Annotated in this window: 19 protein-coding genes; 12 read left to right on the top strand and 7 right to left on the bottom strand. The window is 68.2% G+C overall.

The genetic code is table 11. The features are described 5' to 3' along the window. Positions 1-60 precede the first annotated feature (60 nt). From JF542_RS07830 to JF542_RS07820, 3 genes are all read left to right on the top strand, one after another. The gene (locus JF542_RS07830) at positions 61-711 is read left to right on the top strand and encodes a TetR/AcrR family transcriptional regulator (protein WP_207075416.1); all 651 of its coding nucleotides are present in this window, start codon (positions 61-63) and stop codon (positions 709-711) included. 68 nt (positions 712-779) lie between these two features. Next, positions 780-1,601 carry a thioesterase family protein gene (locus tag JF542_RS07825; RefSeq protein ID WP_207075415.1) on the top strand — a complete coding sequence of 274 codons (822 nt, stop codon included), beginning with the start codon at positions 780-782 and terminating at the stop codon, positions 1,599-1,601. A gap of 93 nt (positions 1,602-1,694) precedes the next feature. Then, positions 1,695-2,504 carry a shikimate dehydrogenase family protein gene (locus JF542_RS07820; RefSeq protein ID WP_242533653.1) on the top strand — a complete coding sequence of 270 codons (810 nt, stop codon included), beginning with the start codon at positions 1,695-1,697 and terminating at the stop codon, positions 2,502-2,504. Positions 2,505-2,590: 86 nt separating this feature from the next. Here JF542_RS07820 and JF542_RS07815 read toward each other — a convergent pair whose 3' ends face one another. Both JF542_RS07815 and JF542_RS07810 read right to left on the bottom strand, forming a co-directional pair. Continuing rightward, a complete protein-coding gene (locus JF542_RS07815; protein ID WP_207075414.1) occupies positions 2,591-3,358 on the bottom strand; it encodes an SDR family oxidoreductase in 768 nt (255 codons plus the stop codon). 96 nt (positions 3,359-3,454) lie between these two features. Beyond that, a complete protein-coding gene (locus JF542_RS07810; RefSeq protein WP_040545664.1) occupies positions 3,455-4,591 on the bottom strand; it encodes a C4-dicarboxylate TRAP transporter substrate-binding protein in 1,137 nt (378 codons plus the stop codon). A gap of 458 nt (positions 4,592-5,049) precedes the next feature. Here JF542_RS07810 and JF542_RS07805 point away from each other — a divergent pair, with 458 nt between their 5' ends. The 5 genes from JF542_RS07805 (at position 5,050) to JF542_RS07785 (ending at position 10,385) form a co-directional block, all read left to right on the top strand. After that, positions 5,050-6,468, top strand: coding sequence for an MmgE/PrpD family protein (locus JF542_RS07805; RefSeq protein ID WP_207075413.1), 1,419 nt, complete (start codon positions 5,050-5,052; stop codon positions 6,466-6,468). Between the two features lie 71 nt (positions 6,469-6,539). Then, a complete protein-coding gene (locus JF542_RS07800) occupies positions 6,540-7,706 on the top strand; it encodes an NADH:flavin oxidoreductase/NADH oxidase (protein ID WP_207075412.1) in 1,167 nt (388 codons plus the stop codon). Positions 7,707-7,744: 38 nt separating this feature from the next. Next, complete coding sequence (locus JF542_RS07795) at positions 7,745-8,542, top strand: SDR family NAD(P)-dependent oxidoreductase (RefSeq protein ID WP_040545662.1); 798 nt, start codon at positions 7,745-7,747, stop codon at positions 8,540-8,542. Positions 8,543-8,582: 40 nt separating this feature from the next. Further along, positions 8,583-9,311, top strand: a complete 729-nt coding sequence (locus tag JF542_RS07790) for an SDR family NAD(P)-dependent oxidoreductase (protein WP_207075411.1) — start codon at positions 8,583-8,585, stop codon at positions 9,309-9,311. Positions 9,312-9,437: 126 nt separating this feature from the next. Then, positions 9,438-10,385 (top strand): NADP-dependent oxidoreductase, encoded by a 948-nt coding sequence (locus JF542_RS07785; RefSeq protein WP_207075410.1) that lies wholly within the window; start codon positions 9,438-9,440, stop codon positions 10,383-10,385. A 78-nt stretch (positions 10,386-10,463) separates the two neighbouring features. On the opposite strand, the gene JF542_RS07780 is transcribed toward JF542_RS07785, so the two are convergent. The 4 genes from JF542_RS07780 to JF542_RS07765 form a co-directional block, all read right to left on the bottom strand. Then, complete coding sequence (locus JF542_RS07780; RefSeq protein ID WP_242533652.1) at positions 10,464-11,867, bottom strand: hypothetical protein; 1,404 nt, start codon at positions 11,865-11,867, stop codon at positions 10,464-10,466. Between the two features lie 22 nt (positions 11,868-11,889). Further along, complete coding sequence (locus JF542_RS07775; protein WP_207075409.1) at positions 11,890-12,645, bottom strand: SDR family oxidoreductase; 756 nt, start codon at positions 12,643-12,645, stop codon at positions 11,890-11,892. Further along, positions 12,642-13,400 carry an SDR family oxidoreductase gene (locus tag JF542_RS07770; protein WP_207075408.1) on the bottom strand — a complete coding sequence of 253 codons (759 nt, stop codon included), beginning with the start codon at positions 13,398-13,400 and terminating at the stop codon, positions 12,642-12,644. Before JF542_RS07770 ends, JF542_RS07775 begins: the two co-directional genes overlap by 4 nt. A gap of 232 nt (positions 13,401-13,632) precedes the next feature. Then, entirely contained in the window at positions 13,633-14,670 is a 1,038-nt protein-coding gene (locus JF542_RS07765; RefSeq protein WP_007802107.1) for a LysR family transcriptional regulator, read from the bottom strand. Positions 14,671-15,200: 530 nt separating this feature from the next. Here JF542_RS07765 and JF542_RS07760 point away from each other — a divergent pair. The 3 genes from JF542_RS07760 (at position 15,201) to JF542_RS07750 (ending at position 18,159) form a co-directional block, all read left to right on the top strand. Next, positions 15,201-16,229: a TRAP transporter substrate-binding protein gene (locus tag JF542_RS07760; protein ID WP_207075407.1), complete on the top strand. Its 1,029-nt coding sequence runs from the start codon at positions 15,201-15,203 to the stop codon at positions 16,227-16,229. A 131-nt stretch (positions 16,230-16,360) separates the two neighbouring features. After that, a complete protein-coding gene (locus JF542_RS07755) occupies positions 16,361-16,876 on the top strand; it encodes a TRAP transporter small permease (RefSeq protein WP_040545655.1) in 516 nt (171 codons plus the stop codon). Next, on the top strand, positions 16,873-18,159 hold the full coding sequence (locus JF542_RS07750) for a TRAP transporter large permease (protein WP_040545653.1): 1,287 nt from the start codon (positions 16,873-16,875) through the stop codon (positions 18,157-18,159). Before JF542_RS07755 ends, JF542_RS07750 begins: the two co-directional genes overlap by 4 nt. An 87-nt stretch (positions 18,160-18,246) precedes the next feature. Here JF542_RS07750 and JF542_RS07745 read toward each other — a convergent pair whose 3' ends face one another. Beyond that, positions 18,247-18,834, bottom strand: a complete 588-nt coding sequence (locus JF542_RS07745; protein ID WP_207075406.1) for a nuclear transport factor 2 family protein — start codon at positions 18,832-18,834, stop codon at positions 18,247-18,249. 315 nt (positions 18,835-19,149) lie between these two features. Between JF542_RS07745 and JF542_RS07740 the strand changes: the two genes are divergently transcribed. After that, complete coding sequence (locus JF542_RS07740) at positions 19,150-19,548, top strand: (R)-mandelonitrile lyase (RefSeq protein ID WP_207075405.1); 399 nt, start codon at positions 19,150-19,152, stop codon at positions 19,546-19,548. The last annotated feature ends 6 nt before the right edge of the window (positions 19,549-19,554 follow it).

The raw sequence follows: 19,554 nt of genomic DNA, 5'->3' as shown, positions 1-19,554 counted from the left end.
CCGCTTCGCAGAATGGCAGAGGCGCCACGAGGAGGCGCGCGCTCAGGGAGGACAAGCAGCATGGAAGAACTCGAACGGCGCGTGGCACGCATCCGAACGTCGATCTCGAAGGGTCGCAACGATCTGGTCAGCGGCAACCGCACCCGGATCATCGAGACCGCGACGCGGTTGTTTCGCGCCGAAGGCTACCAGCGCACCGCGATCGGCGACATCGCCGCCGCGCTCGGCGTCAGCCAGGGCAACATCTACCAGTATGTCGAGAAGAAGGACGATATCCTCATTTTGATCCTCTACAGCGCCGTCGAGGATTACAAGAGCGACCTATTCGTCATCGAGGACGAGGATCTCGACCCGGTGGAGATGCTGATCCGGGCGATCCGCACCTACTATGCCATTCTCGATCGCCATCACGAGAAGACCACGGTGATCTATCACCAGATCTTCCATCTGGAACGCGATGACCGGGCACTCTTCGGTCAGGTCGAGGCGGCGGTGACGGCACTGTTCGAGCGCCGCGTCGCAGCGGTGATCGCGGCCGGGGGCTGCGCGCCGACCGATGCCTTCCTGCTGGCCTCGAACATCGTCTCGCTGGGTCATACCTGGGCGCTCAAGCGCCGCAGGCTCAAGGCGCATAGCGATATCGACGGCTATAGCCAGACCCAGATCGATTACGTGTTCCGCATTCTGGGGCGCACCCCCGGGACCGGCTGACCCGCGGCGCCCGGCAAGCCGGTGACCACCGCAGGCAGGGCGCGGGCGGCGCCAGAGGAGGACAACGCATGACGGAACCGCTTGCCGGAACGCCCACGCTCCATGGCCGCGCCGAGGCATGGGAATGCGATTTCAACGGCCACTGGAACACGCGCTTCTACTGCCGCGCCTTCCAGACCGCAGCAGAGGTCGCGGCGGCGCTCGACCAGCGCGCGGAGGACGTGGTCGTCCACCGCCGGCTGATCCGCTTTCACAGCGAGCTGCACAGCGCCGACCCGATCGAGATCCGCTCCTTCGCCCTGTGCGACGCCGGCGAGGTGCCTGCGACGGCGCACTACATGCTCTGCCACGGCAAGCCTGCCGCCACCGCGCTCGACGAGGAGGCCGCGCCGAACCGCGCGCTGGCCCGGCTGGGCCGCGCCGAGGCCAGGCTCGCGTTGCCGCGCGGGCTCATCGGACCACCGGCAGCAGCATGGACGCCCGACCCGGCCCGCGACGTGGTTGTCGAGCTCGGCCCGGTCGGTGCCGATGAGCGCCACGACGACGGCACGCTGCGCTTCGAGCCGGGTATCGCGCGGCTGGCGGTGGCGTCGCATCACCATGCGGTGGCGCTCGGCTATACTCATGATTTCACGAAGCAAAGCGGCATCGGTCGGATGCTGGTCGAGATGCGTTACACCCGGCTCGGGAGCCTCGCCCGCGGCGGCTTCCTGCGTGGCGCCTCGCGGCTCACCGGCGCGTCGGGAAAATCCTATCGCAGCGCGCATCTCCTTTATGACCATGCCGGTGCGCCGGTGGCGCTCTACGAGCTCTGCACGCTGGCGGTCGACATGACCGCGCGCCGCGCCACGGCGCTGCCGGCGTTCCTGCGCGACGCGGTTGTTACCTGAGAGGCCGCGCGCCGAGGCCAGCGCCGGGTGGCGAGATCGAAACCGGAGGCCCGCCATGTCCGGCCGGGCCCGGACCACGCAAGGAGGACCACGATGACCATCAACCTCAACGGCCGCACGCGGCTCTACCCGCTGCTCGGCGATCCGATCATCTATGCGCGGTCTCCGGACTGGCTGAGCCACCGCATGGCCGAGCGCGGCATGAACATGATTTCGTTGCCGATGCAGGTGCCCGAGGGCCAGCTCGAGACGGTACTGGCCGGGCTCGCCGCCACTGGCAATGTCGACGGGCTGAGCCTGACCATGCCGCACAAGGTGACCGGTTTCCAGTATTGCGCCACGGTGACCGAGACCTCACGGATGCTTGGCGTGGTCGCGGCGATCCGGCGCAACAAGGACGGTTCCTGGCACGGTCACACCACCGACGGCGATGCTTTCGTGAAGGCGCAGATCGACAATGGCGCCACCATCGAGGGCGCGAAGGTGCTGGTGCTGGGGGCGGGCGGCGCTGGCAGCGCCATCGTGATTTCAATGCTCGAGCACGGCGCCGCCGAGGTCGCGGTGCACGATGTCGATGTCGCGCGCTCGGAGAGGATCGTGGGCCTCCTGAAGGAGAAGTGGGGCGACAAGGTGCGCGTGGGCGAGGCCGATCCGACCGGGTTCGACGTGGTCAGCAACGCCACGCCGATGGGCATGGAAGACGGCGATCCGCTGCCGCTCGACACCACGCGTCTGAGCGCCGAGATGTTCGTCGGTGACGTGGTGGCCGGCCATGGCGAGACGGCGTGGATCAAGGCCGCGAAGGAGGCCGGCTGCAAGACCGCTGACGGCGACGCGATGGTGGTCGCCGTGCTCGACGTGATGTGCGACTTCCTGCAGGACGCCTGGGTCGCCCAGGGCTGAGGCAGGGGCTGAGGTGGTCCACCTTCAAGACGCAAGACGGCGACACCGGGGGGTGTCGCCGTTCGTCTGTTTGAAGGGGCGCAGGCTCAGAACGAGGCGGCACCGGCGGTGATGCCGCCATCGACCGGCATCATGATGCCGGTGACGTAGCTGGCATCGTCGCTGAGCAGGAACGAGATCACCGCGGCAATCTCTTCCGGCTGGCCTTCGCGGCCGATCGGATGCGCCTTGCGGATCTTCTCGAGGTTTTCCGGATCGGCGCGCATCCCGGCGGTCATCGCGGTGGCGATCATGCCGGGCGCGATGCCGTTGCATCTGATGCCGTGCGGCGCCATCTCGATGGCCACGCCACGGGTCAGGCCGACGACGCCGTGCTTGGAGGTCACGTAGGACAGCCGGTTCGGCACCGCCTCGACACCGGCCTGCGACGAGATGTTGACGATGGAGCCGGGGCGGTTGTGCTCGCGCGCGTAGCGGCAGAAGGCCTGGCTTGTGTTGAACGAGCCCTCGATATTGACGTTCATGTTGAGGTCCCAGACGCCGTGATCGGTGTCGAGGATGTTGCCAACGCCGCGCACCCCGGCGCAGTTCACAACGCCGTCGAGCCCGCCGAACTTGGCGATGCCTTCGGCGGTCATGGCGTCGACCTTGTCCTCGTCCGAGACATCGACACCCACCGCGACGGCTCGGCCCGCGTCGAGGCCGAGCCCGTCCAGCGTCTTTTGTGCGGCGGCCTGATCGAGATCGACGGCGACGACATTGGCGCCATCCTCGATCAGCCGCGCGACGGTCGCGGCGCCGATGCCGCTGCCGGCGCCGGTGACGATGTAGGTGCGTCCTTCAAGCTTGCTCACTTTGGTCTCCTGCTTGGTCTGGGAAACCCCGGAGCGCGGGCGCTCCGGGGCCGCTCTGCGAGCGGTGGGGCTGCGCGGCCCTGCCGCGCCCCCGGGTCAGTCGACCCCGTAGCTCTCGGGGTCGAGCGAGTCGTAGATATTGGCGATCAGCAGCTCGGTGAGGGCGTCTTCGTCGAACTTGTCCTCCATGCCGCCGATCAGCTCCTGCCACTTGGTGACATAGGGCTCGAACCGCGAAAACAGCGCCTCGGGATCCTCGATGCCATAGGTGTCGCGGGCCACGCCGGCCATGTCGCCGACGCCGTTCTCGACCCATTCGGCCACCGCGGCCTGAATGCTCTCGCCCGGCTGCACCAGCGTGTGCCCATGCTCGGCCACGGCCTCGTCCATCGAGGCCTGCTGCTGGTCTTCGTAGGTGTTCTGGAGGCGGGCCTGCGCGCGCGCCGAGAATTCGAACATCTGGCGACGTTGCTCGGGCGTGGCGCTCTCCCAGAAGTCCTGGTTGAACAGGAAGAGCGGCGAGTTGTAGCTGCCGGTCCATTCCATCAGGGTGCTGTGCTTCGACACCTCGGCAAGGCTGTTGTCCACCGTCAGGTAGGACGGGAAGATGCCGGCGCAGTCGATCTGGCCGGTTTGAAGCGCCTGGTAGATCTCGGGCGCGGGGATGTTCACCGCGACGCCGCCGAGGTCCTGAACCAGCTTGCCGATCAGCCCCAGAGAGCGCACCTTGAGGCCCTTCATCTGTTCGAGCTCTGTGATCGGCTCGTTGGTGTTGCAGATGATCGGGTAAGTCGGGGTCGAAAACCCGCCGACCGGCACCACGCCATGCTCGAGGAACTCCTCGTTCTGGGCGGCGTCATGCATGACGAAATCGGTCCAGGCCGCGCCGATGGTGACGGGATCGGGCTCTATGAAGCCGAACCCCGCAAGCGCGTTGGCAATCGGCACCTCGGAGGGCGTGTAGCCCGAGGTGTGGAAGCCAAGCTGCACCACGCCGTCGCCAATGCCCGAGAGATGCGATTTCGGCGGCATCAGCGCACCGGACGAAAACACCTCGAACGAGATGTCGCCATCGGTCGCTTCGGTGATCTGGTCGTTGAACCAGCGCATCACGATCACCGTGGACTCGTTGTCCGGCAGCCAGGACGAGGCGCGGTACATTTCCGCCGATGCCCCGGCCGGAAGCCCGAGCCCGACCACACCGGCACAGAGCAGTCCCTTGAGTTTGTTCATTGGTCTTCCTCCCTAGAAAACCGCCTCTCCGAATGGCGAGGCGCACGAGGTCCGGGGCGGCGATGCGGGAGTCTCCTGGTCTCCTGCGGTGTCCTGCCGTGCCGGATGCGATCTCGCCGCGGGCCCTCCTCCGACCCCAGGCGTTGCTGTCTCCGGCGCTGCGGGGGACGCGCCCCTGTCTCTCGCCGCCCATATCGTAGGGCCGGGAGCGCCGTTCGCGGAAGCCTGTCGCACGGCGCGCCGGGGCTTCATTGCCGCAGACTCTGGCGGCCATAGCCTTCTCCTGTTCATCCCTCCCACGCCATCCGGGCGCCGCATCGCTTTCCTATGGCGCCTCTAGGAAGCCGGCGCGTTGCGTGACCCGGGCGGTCGGCTAGGCTCGCCGGGTCGGGACAGCCGCGCCGCGCGCTGCCGCTGCCCGACGGGCCTGCGCAGGAGGCGGGCCGGGAGGAGGACAGATGACCAAGCCGCAGGGCCTGACGCCGGATCTGGTGCAGGATTTTGCCGCCTTTGCCGTGGGGGCGGAGTACGACCGCGTGCCGGACGAGGCCCGCGACAAGGCACGCAAGAGCCTGCTCGACACGCTGGGCGTCTGCTTGGCGGCCTCGGGGCTGGAGCCGGCGGCGCGCGGCATGAACGCCATCGTGCGCGAACATGGCGGCGCGCCCGACTGCACGCTTCTGGGCTTTGGCGGCCGGGCTCCGGCGATGATGGCCGCGATGAACAACGGCGCGCTGGCGCATTGCCTCGATTACGACGATCAGACCCCGTGGGGCCAGCACTGCTCGAGCTCGATCGTGCCGGCGGCTCTGGCGGTGGCCGAGCGTCAGGGCGGCGTCTCGGGGCGCACGCTGATCACCGCCATCGCAGTGGGGCAGGATCTGTTCGCCCGGATGCGCCGCAACGTGGCGTGGAAAAAGGACTGGAACCTCTCCACCGTGCTGGCGATCTACGGCGCCACCGCCGCCTGCGGCCGCGTCATGGGGTTCGACCAGCGCCGGATGATCGCCGCCTTCAGCGCCGCCAGCCAGTCGTCCGCCGGGGTGATGGAACTGGTCTCCGGCACCGGCAGCGACCTGCGCGCGGTCTATGCCGGATTCTCCGCCAAGGGGGCGGTGCTGGCAGCGCTTCTGGCCGAGCAGGGGGCCAGCGGGCTCGACACGCTGTTCGAGGGGCCGAACGGCGTTTTTCCGACCTATTTCGCGAGTCATGACAGTGCCGTGATGCGTGCGGGGCTGGGCGCTGAATTCCAGGGTGGGGCGACGCTCTACAAGCGCTGGCCCGCCGTCGGCACCTCGCACAGCCACATGAAGGCTGCGATCGACATCGTCACCGCCGAAGGCATTGCGCCGGATGAGATTGCAGAGATCCGCCTCGCGGTCGGGGATTTCCACATGCTGGGTTGCACCCCGCTCGAGAAGCGCCGCGCGCCCGAGACGCTGGTCGACGCCAAGTTCGCCATGCCCTTCCTCGTTGCCGTGGCGATCGTGCGCCGGGGCATGAGCGTGGCGGATTTCTCGCCCGAGCGCCTGCGCGACCCCGAGGTGCTGGCCACCGCCGCCAAGGTGGTGCCGGTGCCCGATCCCGATCTCGACTGGACAATGGAGATGCCGCCCGGGCGGGTCGAGATCGTGTTGGCCGACGGGCGCCGCTTCACCGCCACCGGCACCCAGGTGCCGGGCAATGCCGACGCGCCGATGAGCTGGGACGACGTCTGTGCCAAGTTCCGCGAGTGCTGCGCTGCCGCCCTGCACCCGCCCGCTCCCGACACCGTCGCCCGGGTCTGCGCAATGGCACAGGGGCTCGACGGGCTCGACGATGCCACCGAGATCCTGCGCGTGCTGACGCAGACCACCGCCAACCGGGGAGCCGCCTGAGCGCTCCTTCCGTCTTCGCCGGGCGGTGAGGCCACCGCCCGCCCCGTGACCCAATTCGAGGAATCCGATTCATGTCGCTGCTGTCCCAACCGCTCGCCCTGCGAGGCGTCACGTTGCCCAACCGGATCATGGTCTCGCCGATGTGCACCTATTCGACCTCCGGTGACGGTAACGCGACGGACTGGCACTTTGCCCATTACGGCCGGCTGGCGATGGGCGGTGCCGGGCTGGTGATGCTCGAGGCGACCTCGATCGACCCGGTGGGCCGCCACAGCTATGCCGATCTCGGGATCTGGACCGACGCACAGGTGGCGCCGCTGGCGCGCATCGCACGCTTCATCCGGGCGCAGGGCTCGGTGGCGGCGATCCAGCTCCAGCATGCCGGGCGCAAGTCGAGCGCGCGGCGGCCCTGGCATGGCGGCTCGCCGCTGACCGAGGAGGATCTTGAGCTGCGCGGCGAGGCGCCGTGGCAGGCCATCGGTCCGAGCCCGATCCCGGTGGGCGAGGGCAAGCCGGTGCCGGCCGAGATCGCCTCCGAGGATCTGCCGCGGGTGAAGCAGATGTGGGTCGATGCGGCGCGGCGATCAGTCGAGGCGGGCTTCGACGTGATCGAGGTTCACTCCGCCCATGGCTACCTCTTGAACCAGTTCCTCTCGCCCATCGCCAACCGGCGCAACGATGACTACGGCGGCGAGCTCGAAAACCGGATGCGCTTCCCGCTCGAGGTGATCGCGGCGGTGCGCGACGTGGTGCCCGAGGACAAGCTGCTCTTCGTGCGCATCAGCGCCGTCGACGGGGTCGAGGAAGGCTGGACGCTGGAGGAGTCGGTGATCTACGGCCAGCGCCTGCGCGAGATCGGCGTCGATGTGATCGACTGCTCCTCCGGGGGCATCGGCGGCGCCGCGACGATGAACCGGCTGGCGCGCTACCCCGGCTTCCAGCTGCCGCTGAGCCAGGCGGTGCGCGAGGGCTCGGAGCTGCCGACGGTGGGCGTCGGACTGATCTTCAAGCCTCGGCAGGCCGAGGAGGCGCTGAGCGCGGGCCAGGCGGATATCGTCGCCATCGGGCGCGAGTGCCTCAACAATCCCAACTGGCCGGACATGGCGCTGACCGAGCTCGATCCCGCGCGCAGCTACGGCCACTGGCAGCCCAATGTCGGCTGGTGGCTCGAGAAGCGCGAGGCGATCATCCGCGGCTACGAGGAAGAGCGCGCCGCCGCCGGGCGGGCACAGGCATGAGTAGCGCGCGGCGGAGGCAAGGCGAAGAGGAGACCGGCATGAGCGGCAGGCTCGAGGGCAAGGTGGCACTGATCACCGGCGCGGCGAACGGGCAGGGGGCCGCCGAGGCCAGGCTCTTCGCAGCCGAGGGCGCGGCGGTGGTGGTGACCGATATTGACGACGCCAACGGCGCCGAGGTGGTGGCTGGGATCGAGCAGGCGGGAGGCCGTGCCGCCTACCTGCATCACGATGTCGGCTCCGAGCCGGACTGGACCGCCGCCATCGCGCTGGCGCAGGAGCGCTTCGGCGGGCTCAACGTGCTGGTCAACAATGCCGGGATCGTGCCGCGAAGCACCATCGACGAGACCGCGCTCGGTGCGTGGCAGCGGGCGCTCGACATCAACCTCACCGGGCCGATGCTCGGCATGAAGCTCGCCGCACCGGTGATCCGCGACAGCGGCGGCGGCTCGATCGTCAACGTCTCGTCGGCGGCCGGGCTGACGGCCCATTACGACGCCGCCTACACCGCGAGCAAATGGGGGCTGCGCGGGTTGTCGAAGACGGCCTCGGTGGAATACGCGCCGTGGGGCATCCGGGTGAACTCCATCCATCCCGGCCAGATCGAGGGGACCGCGCTCTTTGCCAACGCCTCGCCAGCGCTGGCGCAGTCCCTGCGTGCCAGCATCCCGATGGAGCGTGCGGGCACGCCCTCGGAATGCGCCGAGCTGGTGCTGTTCCTCGCCTGCGACAGCGCGAGCTTCATCACCGGGGCGGAGATCGCCATCGACGGCGGCTACAGCGCCGGGTCGACCACCTTCATGCGCCAGCAGATGAAGAAGCAGATGAGCACCGGCTGACCGGGCGGACCGGACCGGTGACACAGGGAGGAGAGAACGGATGACAGAGAACACGCGGCGCCTCGCGGGGCGCAGGATCGTGGTGACGGGAGCGGCCTCGGGCATCGGCAAGGCGGTGGCCGAGCTGTTCCGGCAGGAGGGCGCGGCGCTGGCGCTGCTCGACCTCGACGGGGCCGGCGCAGAGGCGACGCTGGGCGAGGGGGAGGGGCTCGGCATCGGGCTCGACATCACCGATGCCGCGGCGGTGGAGCAGTCCATCGACCGCGCCGCCGAGGCCCTTGGCGGCATCGACGGCGTGGTCAACGCCGCCGGCATCATGCTGACCGGCAAGCTGCTCGAGATGCCTGCCGAGGCGTGGCGCAAGCAGATCGATGTCAATCTCAACGGCACCTACCTGGTGATCCGTGCCTGCCTGCCCTTCCTGCAGCGCGAGACCGGGGCCACGGTGGTCAACATCGCCTCGGCGCAGGGGCTTCTGCCGAACGCGCCGGGCCTGTCGAGCTATGCCGCCTCCAAGGGTGCGGTTGTGGCGCTGTCGCGCTCGCTCGCCGCCGAGCTGGCCCCGGGGATCCGCGTCAACAGCGTCTGTCCCGGGCTCGTCGATACGCCGATGGGGGCGCCCTATCTCGGCAATACCGGGAATTACGCGCTCGGGCGCCCCGCCGATCCGGCCGAGGTCGCGCGCTCGATCCTGTGGCTCACCGGGCCCGAGGCCAGCTACGTGACCGGCGCGGCGCTGGCGGTGGATGGCGGGCGTTCGTTCCACTGAGCGGGGTCCGGCAGCGCCCATAGGCTCTGCCTTGCGCTGCGCACCGGTCCGGGCGGCACCGTTGATGGCGGCGCACGGGGCGCATAGACCTTTTTGAAACAGGCCGTTGCGGCAAAGGAGATCCGAATGAAAAGCGTAGCCTTCCACGAATACGGCGACTCGTCGGTCCTGCAGGTGATCGAGCGTGACATCCCCAGCCCCGCCGCCGGCGAGGTGGTGGTCGAGGTGGTCGCCGCCCCGGTGAACCCGACCGACCTGATGATGCGCGACGGCAAACAGGCGGCGATGATGACCGAGCTCACGCCGCCCTATGTCGCCGGGATGGAGTTCTCGGGCCATGTCCACGCGGTGGGCGAGGGGGTGACGCTGAAACCGGGCCAGCCGGTGATCGGAGTGGTGAACCCGCGCCGGCAGGCGGGCGGGGCGCACACCCAATATGTCTGCGTGCCGGCCGAGCAGGTCGCCTCTGTTCCCGAGGGAACAGACCTGGTCGCCGCCGCCACGGTGCCGATGAACGCGCTCACCGCGATGCTGTCGCTGGAGCTGACCGGGCTGAAGGCCGGCGAGCTGCTGCTCGTCACCGGCGGGGCCGGGATGCTGGGCGGGTCGGTGCTGCAACTGGCAAAGCAGGCCGGCATCCGCGCCGCCACCAACGCCTCCGAGGCAGACGCCGAGCTGGTGCGCTCGCTCGGTGCCGAGACCGTTCTGCCGCGCAGCGAGGGGCTCTCGGAGGCCTTCAAGGCGGCCTACGGGCAGGAGGCGGACGGGCTGATCGACGGGGCGCTGATCGGTGATCACGTCTCGCATCTGGTCAAGCCCGGCGGTGTGGCGGTGGCGCTGCGCAAGTCGAACCCGGTCACCGACTCGCGGCTGAAATGCACTTATGTCTCGGTGCTCGACGCGATGGCCCGGCCCGAGATGGTCGCGGCGGTGGGAGAGCATATCGCCAAGGGCTCGCTGGCGGGCCGTGTTGCGCCCGACGGGGTGGTGCCCTTCAGCGAGGCGCAGGCGGCCTTCACCATGGCCGAGAAGAACACAGCGCGCGGGCGGGTGGTGCTGCGCTTCGCCGACTGACGCCGGCGCTTTTCGTGTCCGGTCACGGCCCTTCGCAAGCGATTGCGGAGGGCCTTTCCACGTCAGTAATTCGCCGACCTAGCCCAGCACGTAGGCGAAAAGCAGCACCCAGAGCGAGAGCAGCACCATCACCGCGCAGAAGAAGCCGCGGTTCCAGACCCAGCCGACCTGGTAGGGCGTGATGCCGCCGAAGCGCGCGATCAGCAGCGTCGTGGCGGTGAAGGGCGACGTGATGCCGGTGAGGATCCAGCCGCAGATCAGCGCCACCGCGAGCGCCGTGGGCGAGATGCCGAGCGCCTCGGGGGGCGGCAGCAGCGGGCCGATCAGCGACAGGGTCAGGATCGGGTTGGCCCCGATCTGCCCCATGATCGGCAGGATCCAGAGCAGCGACAGCAGGATCACCGGGGTCGGCAGCGCCGCGAGGTCGATCTCGGCGGCGGCCATCCACGGCCCCAGCAGCGCCGAGGCGGTGATGCCGATATAGCCCGCCGACATCAGCAGCAGGATCTCGTGCTTGTAGCCATTGAGCTCGACCAAAGCGTAGTCGCGCAGCCGCGCGGCGAAGGCGCCGGGTGCCTCGCTCTGCAGCCGCAGCCACACCAGAGAGATCGCCGGGATCACCACCAGAACGATGCCGATCACCCGGATGTGCAGGGCCAGCTCGACCACGAGGATGCAGGTCAGCATGATCGCCAGCAGCAGCGCCAGCGGCAGCAGCGCCGTCCAGCGCCCGGGATCGAGCTGCACCGCCCGGCGGCCGCTCGAGACCTTGGGCTTGAAGATCGTGTCCATCGCCCAGCCGGTGCCGAAATAGATCACCCCCGTCACCAGCCCCGGCAGCAGCAGCTGACCCCAGCTTGTGCCCGGGATCACCGAAACCGCGATTGCCACCGAGAAGGACAGGGGCGACCACGGCAGGGAGGAGATGAAACCGCGTTGGATCGCCAGCATCATGCGACGGATGCGGATGCGGCGGATCTCCTCGTCGGGCTCGGTGCGGGCGCTGGTCAGCGACAGCGCGCCGAGCAGCTGGATGGCGCCGTAATTCAGCACCAGCGCGAAGATATGCGCCCCGACGGTCAGCGCCATGTAGCGCCGCCCGGGCGGCTGGCGGGCGAGGAAGGTGCCGGCCTTCTCCATCGCTGGCGAGGATTGCGAGACGTTGCGCAGCAGCGACAGCGCGCAAAAGAACGCCGCGTAGAATCCGGATGTCAGCAGCGCCCGGCGCACCACCGGCAGCCAGTCGGCCCCCTGCAGGATCAACGCCAGCGTGACTGCGCCCGCCACCGACAGGAAGAGCCAGCCGACGAGCCCCGCCTCGAGCGCGAGGAAGGGCACGATCAGGACGCTGATCACCGCCACCGGCCCCTGCAGTGCCGCCGTGCCCCCCCATTCCAGCAGTGCCTGCAACGCGATCAGCAGCACGACGAGCGCGCTGAAGGCGACCTGCAGGTGGGGGTGGGGCCGGATCATGACGGGCATGGCAGGCCCTGACCGGGACGGCTCACTTGCGCCGCCCCGCAGTGTAGCCGCCATCGACCGGTACCACCGTGCCGGTGACGTAGCGGGCGCGCTCGGAGGCGAGGAAGGCGATGACCTCGGCCACCTCCTCCGGGGCTCCGGCGCGGCCCAGCGGGTAGGCGCGCCTGAGGCGCTCAATCATGTCGGGATCGGAGAAATAGAGCTCGGTCATCGGGGTGCGGATCACGCCCGGCGCCACCGCGTTGACGCGAATGCCCACCGGTCCGAGATCGAGCGCCAGCTGTTTGGTCAGCCCCACGACCCCGTGCTTGGCCGAGACATAGGCGGCGCGGTTCTCGGAGGCGACGAGACCGGAGGTCGAGGCGACGTTGACGATGGCGCCAGTCTTGCCTGCGGTCTTGAGCCGCCGCGCCACGCCCTGCGCGACGTGGAAGGTGCCGCTGAGATTGACCGTCAGCACCCGCGCCCAGTCGGCCTCTGTGATCTCCAGCGGGTCGGCGAACTCGCGCATTCCGGCGGAATTCACCAGCACATCGGGGCCCCAGCCCTCGGCCTCCAGCACTGAGAGCAGCGCGTCGACCGCCGCGGCGTCGGTCACGTCGAGCGCCTCGCCGCGGCCGCCGAGTTGTGCCGCCATCGCCCGTGCCGCATCGCCGTCGAGATCGGCAAGGATCACGCGCGCACCCTGCGACGCGAGCAGCGCGGCCGACGCGGCCCCGATGCCGCTGGCACCGCCGGTGACGAGGGCCGTGCGCCCTGAAAATGCGCCGCCGCTCACAGCAGTGCCCGCGTCATGCCGCCGTCGAACTGGATGGTCTCTCCGGTGATGAAGCCGGCATGGTCCGAGGCGAGAAAGGCCACCGTCGCGCCCAGCTCCTCGCCCTTGCCGGGGCGCTTGAGCGGGATCGCCGCGACGCGGGCGTCGAGGTTGTGGTAATTGGCGAAGGTCGGCGTGATCACGGTGGCCGGCGCGACCGCGTTCACCGTCACCCCGTGCGGGCCGACCTCGTCCACAAGGTGCTTGAGCGCAGCGTGCACTCCGGCGCGGAAGATCGACGACACCGCATGGCGCGGCATCGGTTGCTTCACGCTGGCCGAGGTGATCGCCACGATGCGTCCCCAGCCCTTGTCGAGCAGCAGCGGCGTCAGGTGGCGCAGCACGAAGAGCGCGCTCTCGAGCTGGTTGTGATAGGCCATTTCCCAGCGCGCATCCTCGGTCTCGGCGAGGAAGTCACGCATCGGGCTCGGCGGGCGCGGCGTGTTCAGCACGAGGATGTCGATGCCGCCCGACGCCTCGACCTCTTCGCGGAGGCGGCGCACGTCCTCCTGCGAGGTCACGTCGCCGGCAAAGCCCTCGGCCCGGATGCCGTGCGCCCCGGCGAGCCGCGCGGTGACCTCGGCCAGCGTGGCGGGATTGCGGGCCGACAGCGCCAGGTCGACCCCTTCCGCCGCCAGCGCCTCGGCACTGGCGAGCCCGAGACCCGAGGTTCCTCCGATGATCAGTGCGCGTTTTCCCGCGATTCCGAGATCCATTCCGTTTGCCCTCCCTCAGCGGCCCCGGGCGCTGGCTCGGCAGCTGCCCGACGGGTGCGGTTCCGTCCTTGGGAGTCCCGCGCCCCGGCGCCGCGCAGCGGGTCGGAGACTCGTTGCGAAACAGGCCGTTGGCGTCAGGAATGCCCCCGTGTTGCTGAACCGCAGGATAGGCGCATCGGGCGGTCGGGAGGAACCTGTCCGGCGGTGCCATAGGCACCACCTAGACTTGATATCACGTCTCTTCGGGGACGGGCTCTTCGGCGGGTTTGGCTTGGTCCTTCATCTTCTCAACCTCCTCGGACACGATGGCGCGCAGCTGGTAGCGCTCGACCATCTCGGCGATGATCTCGAGGATGAAGGATTCGACCTCGGTGCGTGCCCGCGTCACCGGGCGCATGCGCGAGCGGGCGAGATAGGCGGTGCGGCGGATCGTCGGTTCCTTGATCGGCACCATCGCAAGCGTGCCGTCGGCCACCTGCTTGACCACTGCGCCGTGCGACAGCAGCGTGTAGGCGCTGGCGCGGCTCACCATCTCGACGATATGCGGCAGCGAGTCGATCTCGGCCACGACGTTGAGATCGACGCCAATGGTGCGGGCAAACTTCTCCTGGAGCTTGCGCGCGCCGTGGGTCTGGCTGGTCAGCACCAGCGGCAGCTCGGCGAGCTGCGCCGCGGTGATCGGCTCGAGCGCCACGCCGTCGGGGCCGAGCTCGCCTTGCCAGTTGTCGGTGGCGGTGACGAGGAACATCTCTTCGGTCAGCAGCGGCTGCAGCGCGTAGGAGATGTTGTCGGGCGCCTCGTAGACGCAGCCGAGATCGAGCCGGTCGGTGTTGAGCCACTCGATGATGTCGCCCGACATCGCTTCGGCAATGTGCAGCTTGATTTGCGGAAACTCGTAGTGGATGGTCTCGAGCAGCGGCACGCTGAGCAGGATGCTCAGTGAGGGCGGCAGGCCGATCGAGAGCGTGCCGCGCGGCTCGCCGCCGATCTGGCGGATCTCCTCGATCATGTCGCCGACGCTCTTGAGGATCTCGCGGCCGCGTTCGGCCAGCGCCACGCCGGCCTCGGTCATCTGCACGCCGCGGGCGCCGCGGATGGCGAGCTTGGTGCCGAGCTCGTCCTCGAGCTTGGCGATGTTCTCGGACAGCGATGGCTGCGCCATGTTGAGCGCGTTGGCCGCGGCCGAGATCGACCCGTGTTCGGCAAGCGCGAGAAAATAGGAAAGCCTCTTGAAGTTGAGATTGCTCCCGGGCTTTTCGTGGCGGCTCATGTCAATTCCTCCCAAAGTCGACGGAGCGCTGGTGCCGTTTCCGGCAATAGGATTTGTCTATGCTGTGAGGCGCGCGCTGTCCAGCAAAAGGTTGGCGGGTGCAATTCCCTGAAACAAATGCAAATATTTTTGCGCTATCCCGACAGGATCGCTTGCCTTGGGCATTTTGTGCGGCAGTGCAGGGTATCAATCTTCAATTTTGCCTATGGCTTCTCCGCGTGCTGCGGCGGCCGGAGGCCGCGTAGCGCACGGAAATAGCAGCGGGCGAGAGGCCTCCGCCCGTCGCACGGCTCGGCAGGCGACATTCAAGGTCCCTCCCACGGTATCAAGCGCTGCAAGCCCCTTTGTTTCAAGCCGGAAATTGTGACCGGCAGTTCAGTCAGCGGTTTTGCCTATGCGCTCGTTAGGCCCAGAGCCGGAGCGCCCGTGGCTCGATTGACCGTTCAGCCGTGACGTCACTAGCATCGACCGGGATTGAGAGGATCCGGGAGCCTGCACGCTCCGGAAGCAGTCACGGGAGGAGTCCGAAAATGATCAAAACGACCATCAAAACGCTGGCGCTCGGCGCTGTGTCGACCATGGCGCTGTCCGCGCCGGCAGCGGCAATCGACGAGCGCACGTTCCGCGTCACCCAGGTGTTTCCGAGCACCCACTGGCACATGACCGAAGGGATCCAGAACTTCACCGACAAGGTGAAGGAGGCCACCGACGGCGCCATCGATTTCGAGATCTACCACGCCGGCCAGCTCGGCAAGGAAAGCACCACCGTCGTGACCTCGGGTCTGGCGGAGTTCGGCCTGCTGGTGCCGGGCTACGAGGTCGAGAAGCTGCCGCTGACCTCGGTGGTCGAGCTTCCCGGCTATTACGACACCTCCTGCGAGGGCACCCGCCAGTTCTGGGAGCTCGCCAAGCCCGGCGGCGCGATCTACGAGGCGGAGTACAAGCCGCTCGGCATCCGCCCGCTCTACGTCATGACGCTGCGCCCCTACGAGGTGCAGACCAACGAGGCCGTCGTCGAGAGCGTCGAGGACATGAAGGGTCTGAAGCTGCGTGCCAACGGTGCGATGGCCAAGACCGTCGCGGCGGTGGGCGGCACGCCGGTGCAGGTGACCTCGAACGAATTCTACGACGCGCTGGCGCGGGGCACCGTCGATGGTGGCATGTGGATCTCGGGGTCGACCAAGCTCGTGGGCCTCGAGAACGTGCTCAACCACACCGTGACCGGCACCCGCATGGGCGCGGGCAGCACCTTCTTCGCGATCAGCGAGCGCGCCTACCAGAGCCTGGACCCCGAGCTGCAGGAGATCCTCACCACCGCCGGTGAGGAGATGACCATGCACATGTGCGAGTATCTTCAGGCGGCCGACGAGAACGGCGAGAAGGAACTGGTCGCGGAAGGCAAGCTCGAGGTGCACCCGCTCTCCGAGGAGGAAGCGGCGCGCTGGAACGAGATGCTGATCCCGGTGGCCGAGCAATGGGCCGAGGAAATGGACCGCAGTGGCCGCCCGGGGACCGACATTCTCGAGGCCTACCGCGCCGTCGCGGAAGAGATCGAGTGATCTGACCCTCCCCGACCGGGGCCGCGGGGCAGTGCGCTTCGTGGCCTGGTCTTCGCCCTCCCGGCCGGCCGCCGATCCGGCCTCGCGCCGGGATGGCCCCTCGAACGCAACCTAACGGAAGGAGGCGAGGAATGGGCCAATTCCTCAAGCGCCTGGAACAGGCGTCGATGCTGATTGCCGTGGCAGCCATCACGCTGATCATGCTGATCGTCAGCTTCGACGCCATCCTGCGCTACCTGTTCAATTCGCCGCTGCAGTGGTCTTACGAGCTGGTCGGCTACTACCTGATGGTGGTGGGGATCTACTTTGCCCTCTCGGGCACCTTCACCTCGGGCGATCACGTCAACATCACCCTCGTGCGCGACATGCTGCCCAAGCGGCTTCTGGCCTGGCTCGACATCGTCTGGTGCCTGGTCGCCGCAGTGGTCTTCGCGCTGCTGACCCTCGGCACCTGGCGCAACACCGCCGACGCATGGACCCATAACGAGTTCATCCCGGGCTACATCTCCTGGCCGAGCTGGCTCTCCCATCTGTGGATCCCGCTGGGCGCGGCGCTGCTCGTCGTCCGGCTTCTCTATCACGTCGTGATCCTTGCCACGCAGGGCCACGACGACGACGTCAACGATCATGGGGAGCCCATGGAATGATCCCGCTCATCGGAGTTCTCATCCTCTTCGCCCTTCTGCTGGTGGGCGCGCCGATCAGCTTCGCCATGCTGATTTCAGGTGCCGTCGGGCTCTACATGATCGGGGGCGAGTTGCCGATGATGGCAATCCTGTCCTCCTTCCCGCGTGAGACCGCGATCACCCGCGAGTTCATCACCGTGCCGATGTTCCTGCTGATGGCCGAGCTGGTGCTCAAATCCGGCATCGCCGACGACCTGTTCCGCACCGCCGCGGCGTGGTTCGGCCGGGTGCGCGGCGGTCTGGGGATCGCCACGGCGCTGGCCGGTGCCGGGTTCGGGGCGATCTGCGGCTCTTCGACCGCCGCCGCCGCGACCCTGTCCTCGACCTCGCTTCCGGCGATGCTGAAATACGATTACGAGCGCCCGATGGCCGCCGGCGTGGTGGCGATCTCGGGTACGCTGTCGATGCTGATCCCGCCGAGCGTGGCGATGATCGTCTACGGCCTGCTGGCCGATGTGAGCATCGCGCAGATGCTGGTGGCGGGCGTCGTTCCGGGCATCATCGTGACCTCGACCATCGCGCTCACGGTGTATTTCCTCGCCTGGCAGAAGCCCGAGCGCGCGCCGATCAGCGAAAAGGTGCCGCTGCGCGAAAAGATCTACCTGCTGCGGCTGATCGGGCCGATGCTGCTGCTGATGCTGGCGGTGACCGGCGCCATCTATGGTGGCGTGGCCACGCCCAGCGAAGCCTCGGCGCTCGGCGCCTTCGGGGCGGCGATCCTGTATTTCGCCCGCGCCCGCCGCACCCCGGCCGAGGTCTACGAGGTCTTCTCCAAGGCCGCGCGCACCTCCTGCATGATCGCGCTCATCGTGATGTCGGCGCATGTGTTCTCGACCTTCTTTGCGATGACGCAGACCACTCAGAGTCTGGTGCGCTGGGTCGGAGAGCTGCCGCTGCCGGGCTGGGGCATCATCATCGTGCTGGTGCTGATCTACATCCTGCTGGGCACCTTCCTCGACCAGATGGCGATCCTCGTGCTGACCGTGCCGATCGTGGTGCCGATGGTGCTGAGCCTTGGCTATGACCCGATCTGGTGGGGCGTGATCGTCATCGTGACCGCCGAGCTTGGCATGGTTACGCCACCCTTGGGGCTCAACGCCTTCGTGGTGGCGCGCTATTCCGACACGCCGGTGGGCGAGGTGTTCCGCGGGATCTGGCCGCATTTCGTGGCGCATATCATCGCCATCGCGATCCTGCTGCTGTTCCCGGCGCTGTCGCTCTGGCTGCCGCACCAGATGAACTGAGCCTCGCTCCGCGCGAAAGAAAACCGCCCCGCCATCATCGATGGCGGGGCGGTGTCGTTTCAGGCCCGGGCTTTCGTTCTGCGGAGGTCAGTTCTCCGAAGACCGGCGCGCGTGCGGGTGGCGGTGCAGATCGGCGAAGCCCGTCACCGCGTGGGAGGGATCGTCCGGGCCGCGGCTGCAATGGTTGTTCTCCGCGCCCACCTCGCGGGCGGTCTGCACCACCTCGTCCAGCCGGCTCCAATCGTCGATGACCTTGCGGCTGAGCACCCGCCAAGCCCCGTCGCGCTTGACGAAATGATCGAGATATCGGCCGACCCGCATCCGGGTCCAGAGCCGCCCATCCTCTTCGCGGCGCTGCGACGCCATGAAGTAGGTCTCCACGTCTGCCACGTCGCCGCGCAGGTCGATCAGGATGTTGCCGATATGGTGCACCGAGGCGGTGACGGCGGGATTGGCCGCGCTCTTCGCAAGCGCTGCCATCGCATCCGCCTTGCTGCCGCGAAAATTGCCGTGATCGTCCTCGGCATCGTCGTGAAAGGCGGGGTCGAGCAACGTTGCATCGCCCCGGTCGACGCCGCGCGCATAGGCATAGACCGCCTGCCGGATCGCCTCGTGATCGCGCAGCCGCGTCACCTCCGCCGCCAGCGCGGCCACCTGATCGGCCAGATCTGTCATCTCGGGCCCTCCCTTTCAAACTGCATGGTTGGCGCGAGCCTAGAGGATCGCGGGCGGGGCGGCAGCCCCAAGCGCATCAGGGGGCGGATGCCAAAGGCGCGCCCTCTGGAAAGGATCGGAGCTGGGGGCCGGGACGGCGGCAGCGCCTTCTCGTACATTTCGGGGCAACGGTCTGCGGGGCCATTGCGGTGCCCGAGAGGTGGCATAGAGAATCCCTATGGCCGCACCCGGACCCCGGGCTGGCCCCCTCCGGCGTCATTTCCACGCCCTGCCGCAACGCCTAGTGTGATGGAAAAACGCGGAGGAGGAGACCCGATGCTGATCAAGGAAAACGGCAGCCAGCCCTCGAGCCTTGGCCCGGAGAGCAACTTCACCGGCCATGCCCGCCGCGACCCGATCCACGTGGCAGACGATCCGTCGCGCCTCGCGGTCGGCGCGGTGACGTTCGATCCCGGTGCGCGCACGGTGTGGCACACCCACCCGGTCGGCCAGTTGCTGGTGATCACCGCCGGGGCCGGGCGCGTCGGCACGTGGGGTGGCGAGGTGCGCGAGGTCAGGGCCGGTGATACGGTCTGGTTCGAGGCGGGCGAGAAACACTGGCACGGCGCCGGGGCCAGCACCGCGATGACCCACATCGCGATCACCGAGGCGGTGGACGGCTCGGCGGTGGACTGGCTGGAGCCGGTCTCGGACGCGGATTTCGACACGGCTTGATGACCG

This window comes from Salipiger bermudensis (assembly GCF_017309175.1).
GTDB classification, from domain to species: Bacteria; Pseudomonadota; Alphaproteobacteria; order Rhodobacterales; family Rhodobacteraceae; genus Salipiger; species Salipiger bermudensis.
Note: the sequence above shows the minus strand (reverse complement) of the source record. Positions and strands in the feature narration are given on the sequence as shown.

Coding starts and splice junctions, on each gene's coding strand:
- JF542_RS07830 (WP_207075416.1), top strand. CDS start 61: ATGGAAGAACTCGAACGGCGCGTGGCACGCATCCGAACGTCGATCTCG.
- JF542_RS07825 (WP_207075415.1), top strand. CDS start 780: ATGACGGAACCGCTTGCCGGAACGCCCACGCTCCATGGCCGCGCCGAG.
- JF542_RS07820 (WP_242533653.1), top strand. CDS start 1,695: ATGACCATCAACCTCAACGGCCGCACGCGGCTCTACCCGCTGCTCGGC.
- JF542_RS07810 (WP_040545664.1), bottom strand. CDS start 4,591: ATGAACAAACTCAAGGGACTGCTCTGTGCCGGTGTGGTCGGGCTCGGG.
- JF542_RS07805 (WP_207075413.1), top strand. CDS start 5,050: ATGACCAAGCCGCAGGGCCTGACGCCGGATCTGGTGCAGGATTTTGCC.
- JF542_RS07800 (WP_207075412.1), top strand. CDS start 6,540: ATGTCGCTGCTGTCCCAACCGCTCGCCCTGCGAGGCGTCACGTTGCCC.
- JF542_RS07795 (WP_040545662.1), top strand. CDS start 7,745: ATGAGCGGCAGGCTCGAGGGCAAGGTGGCACTGATCACCGGCGCGGCG.
- JF542_RS07790 (WP_207075411.1), top strand. CDS start 8,583: ATGACAGAGAACACGCGGCGCCTCGCGGGGCGCAGGATCGTGGTGACG.
- JF542_RS07785 (WP_207075410.1), top strand. CDS start 9,438: ATGAAAAGCGTAGCCTTCCACGAATACGGCGACTCGTCGGTCCTGCAG.
- JF542_RS07780 (WP_242533652.1), bottom strand. CDS start 11,867: ATGCCCGTCATGATCCGGCCCCACCCCCACCTGCAGGTCGCCTTCAGC.
- JF542_RS07770 (WP_207075408.1), bottom strand. CDS start 13,400: ATGGATCTCGGAATCGCGGGAAAACGCGCACTGATCATCGGAGGAACC.
- JF542_RS07765 (WP_007802107.1), bottom strand. CDS start 14,670: ATGAGCCGCCACGAAAAGCCCGGGAGCAATCTCAACTTCAAGAGGCTT.
- JF542_RS07760 (WP_207075407.1), top strand. CDS start 15,201: ATGATCAAAACGACCATCAAAACGCTGGCGCTCGGCGCTGTGTCGACC.
- JF542_RS07755 (WP_040545655.1), top strand. CDS start 16,361: ATGGGCCAATTCCTCAAGCGCCTGGAACAGGCGTCGATGCTGATTGCC.
- JF542_RS07750 (WP_040545653.1), top strand. CDS start 16,873: ATGATCCCGCTCATCGGAGTTCTCATCCTCTTCGCCCTTCTGCTGGTG.
- JF542_RS07745 (WP_207075406.1), bottom strand. CDS start 18,834: ATGACAGATCTGGCCGATCAGGTGGCCGCGCTGGCGGCGGAGGTGACG.
- JF542_RS07740 (WP_207075405.1), top strand. CDS start 19,150: ATGCTGATCAAGGAAAACGGCAGCCAGCCCTCGAGCCTTGGCCCGGAG.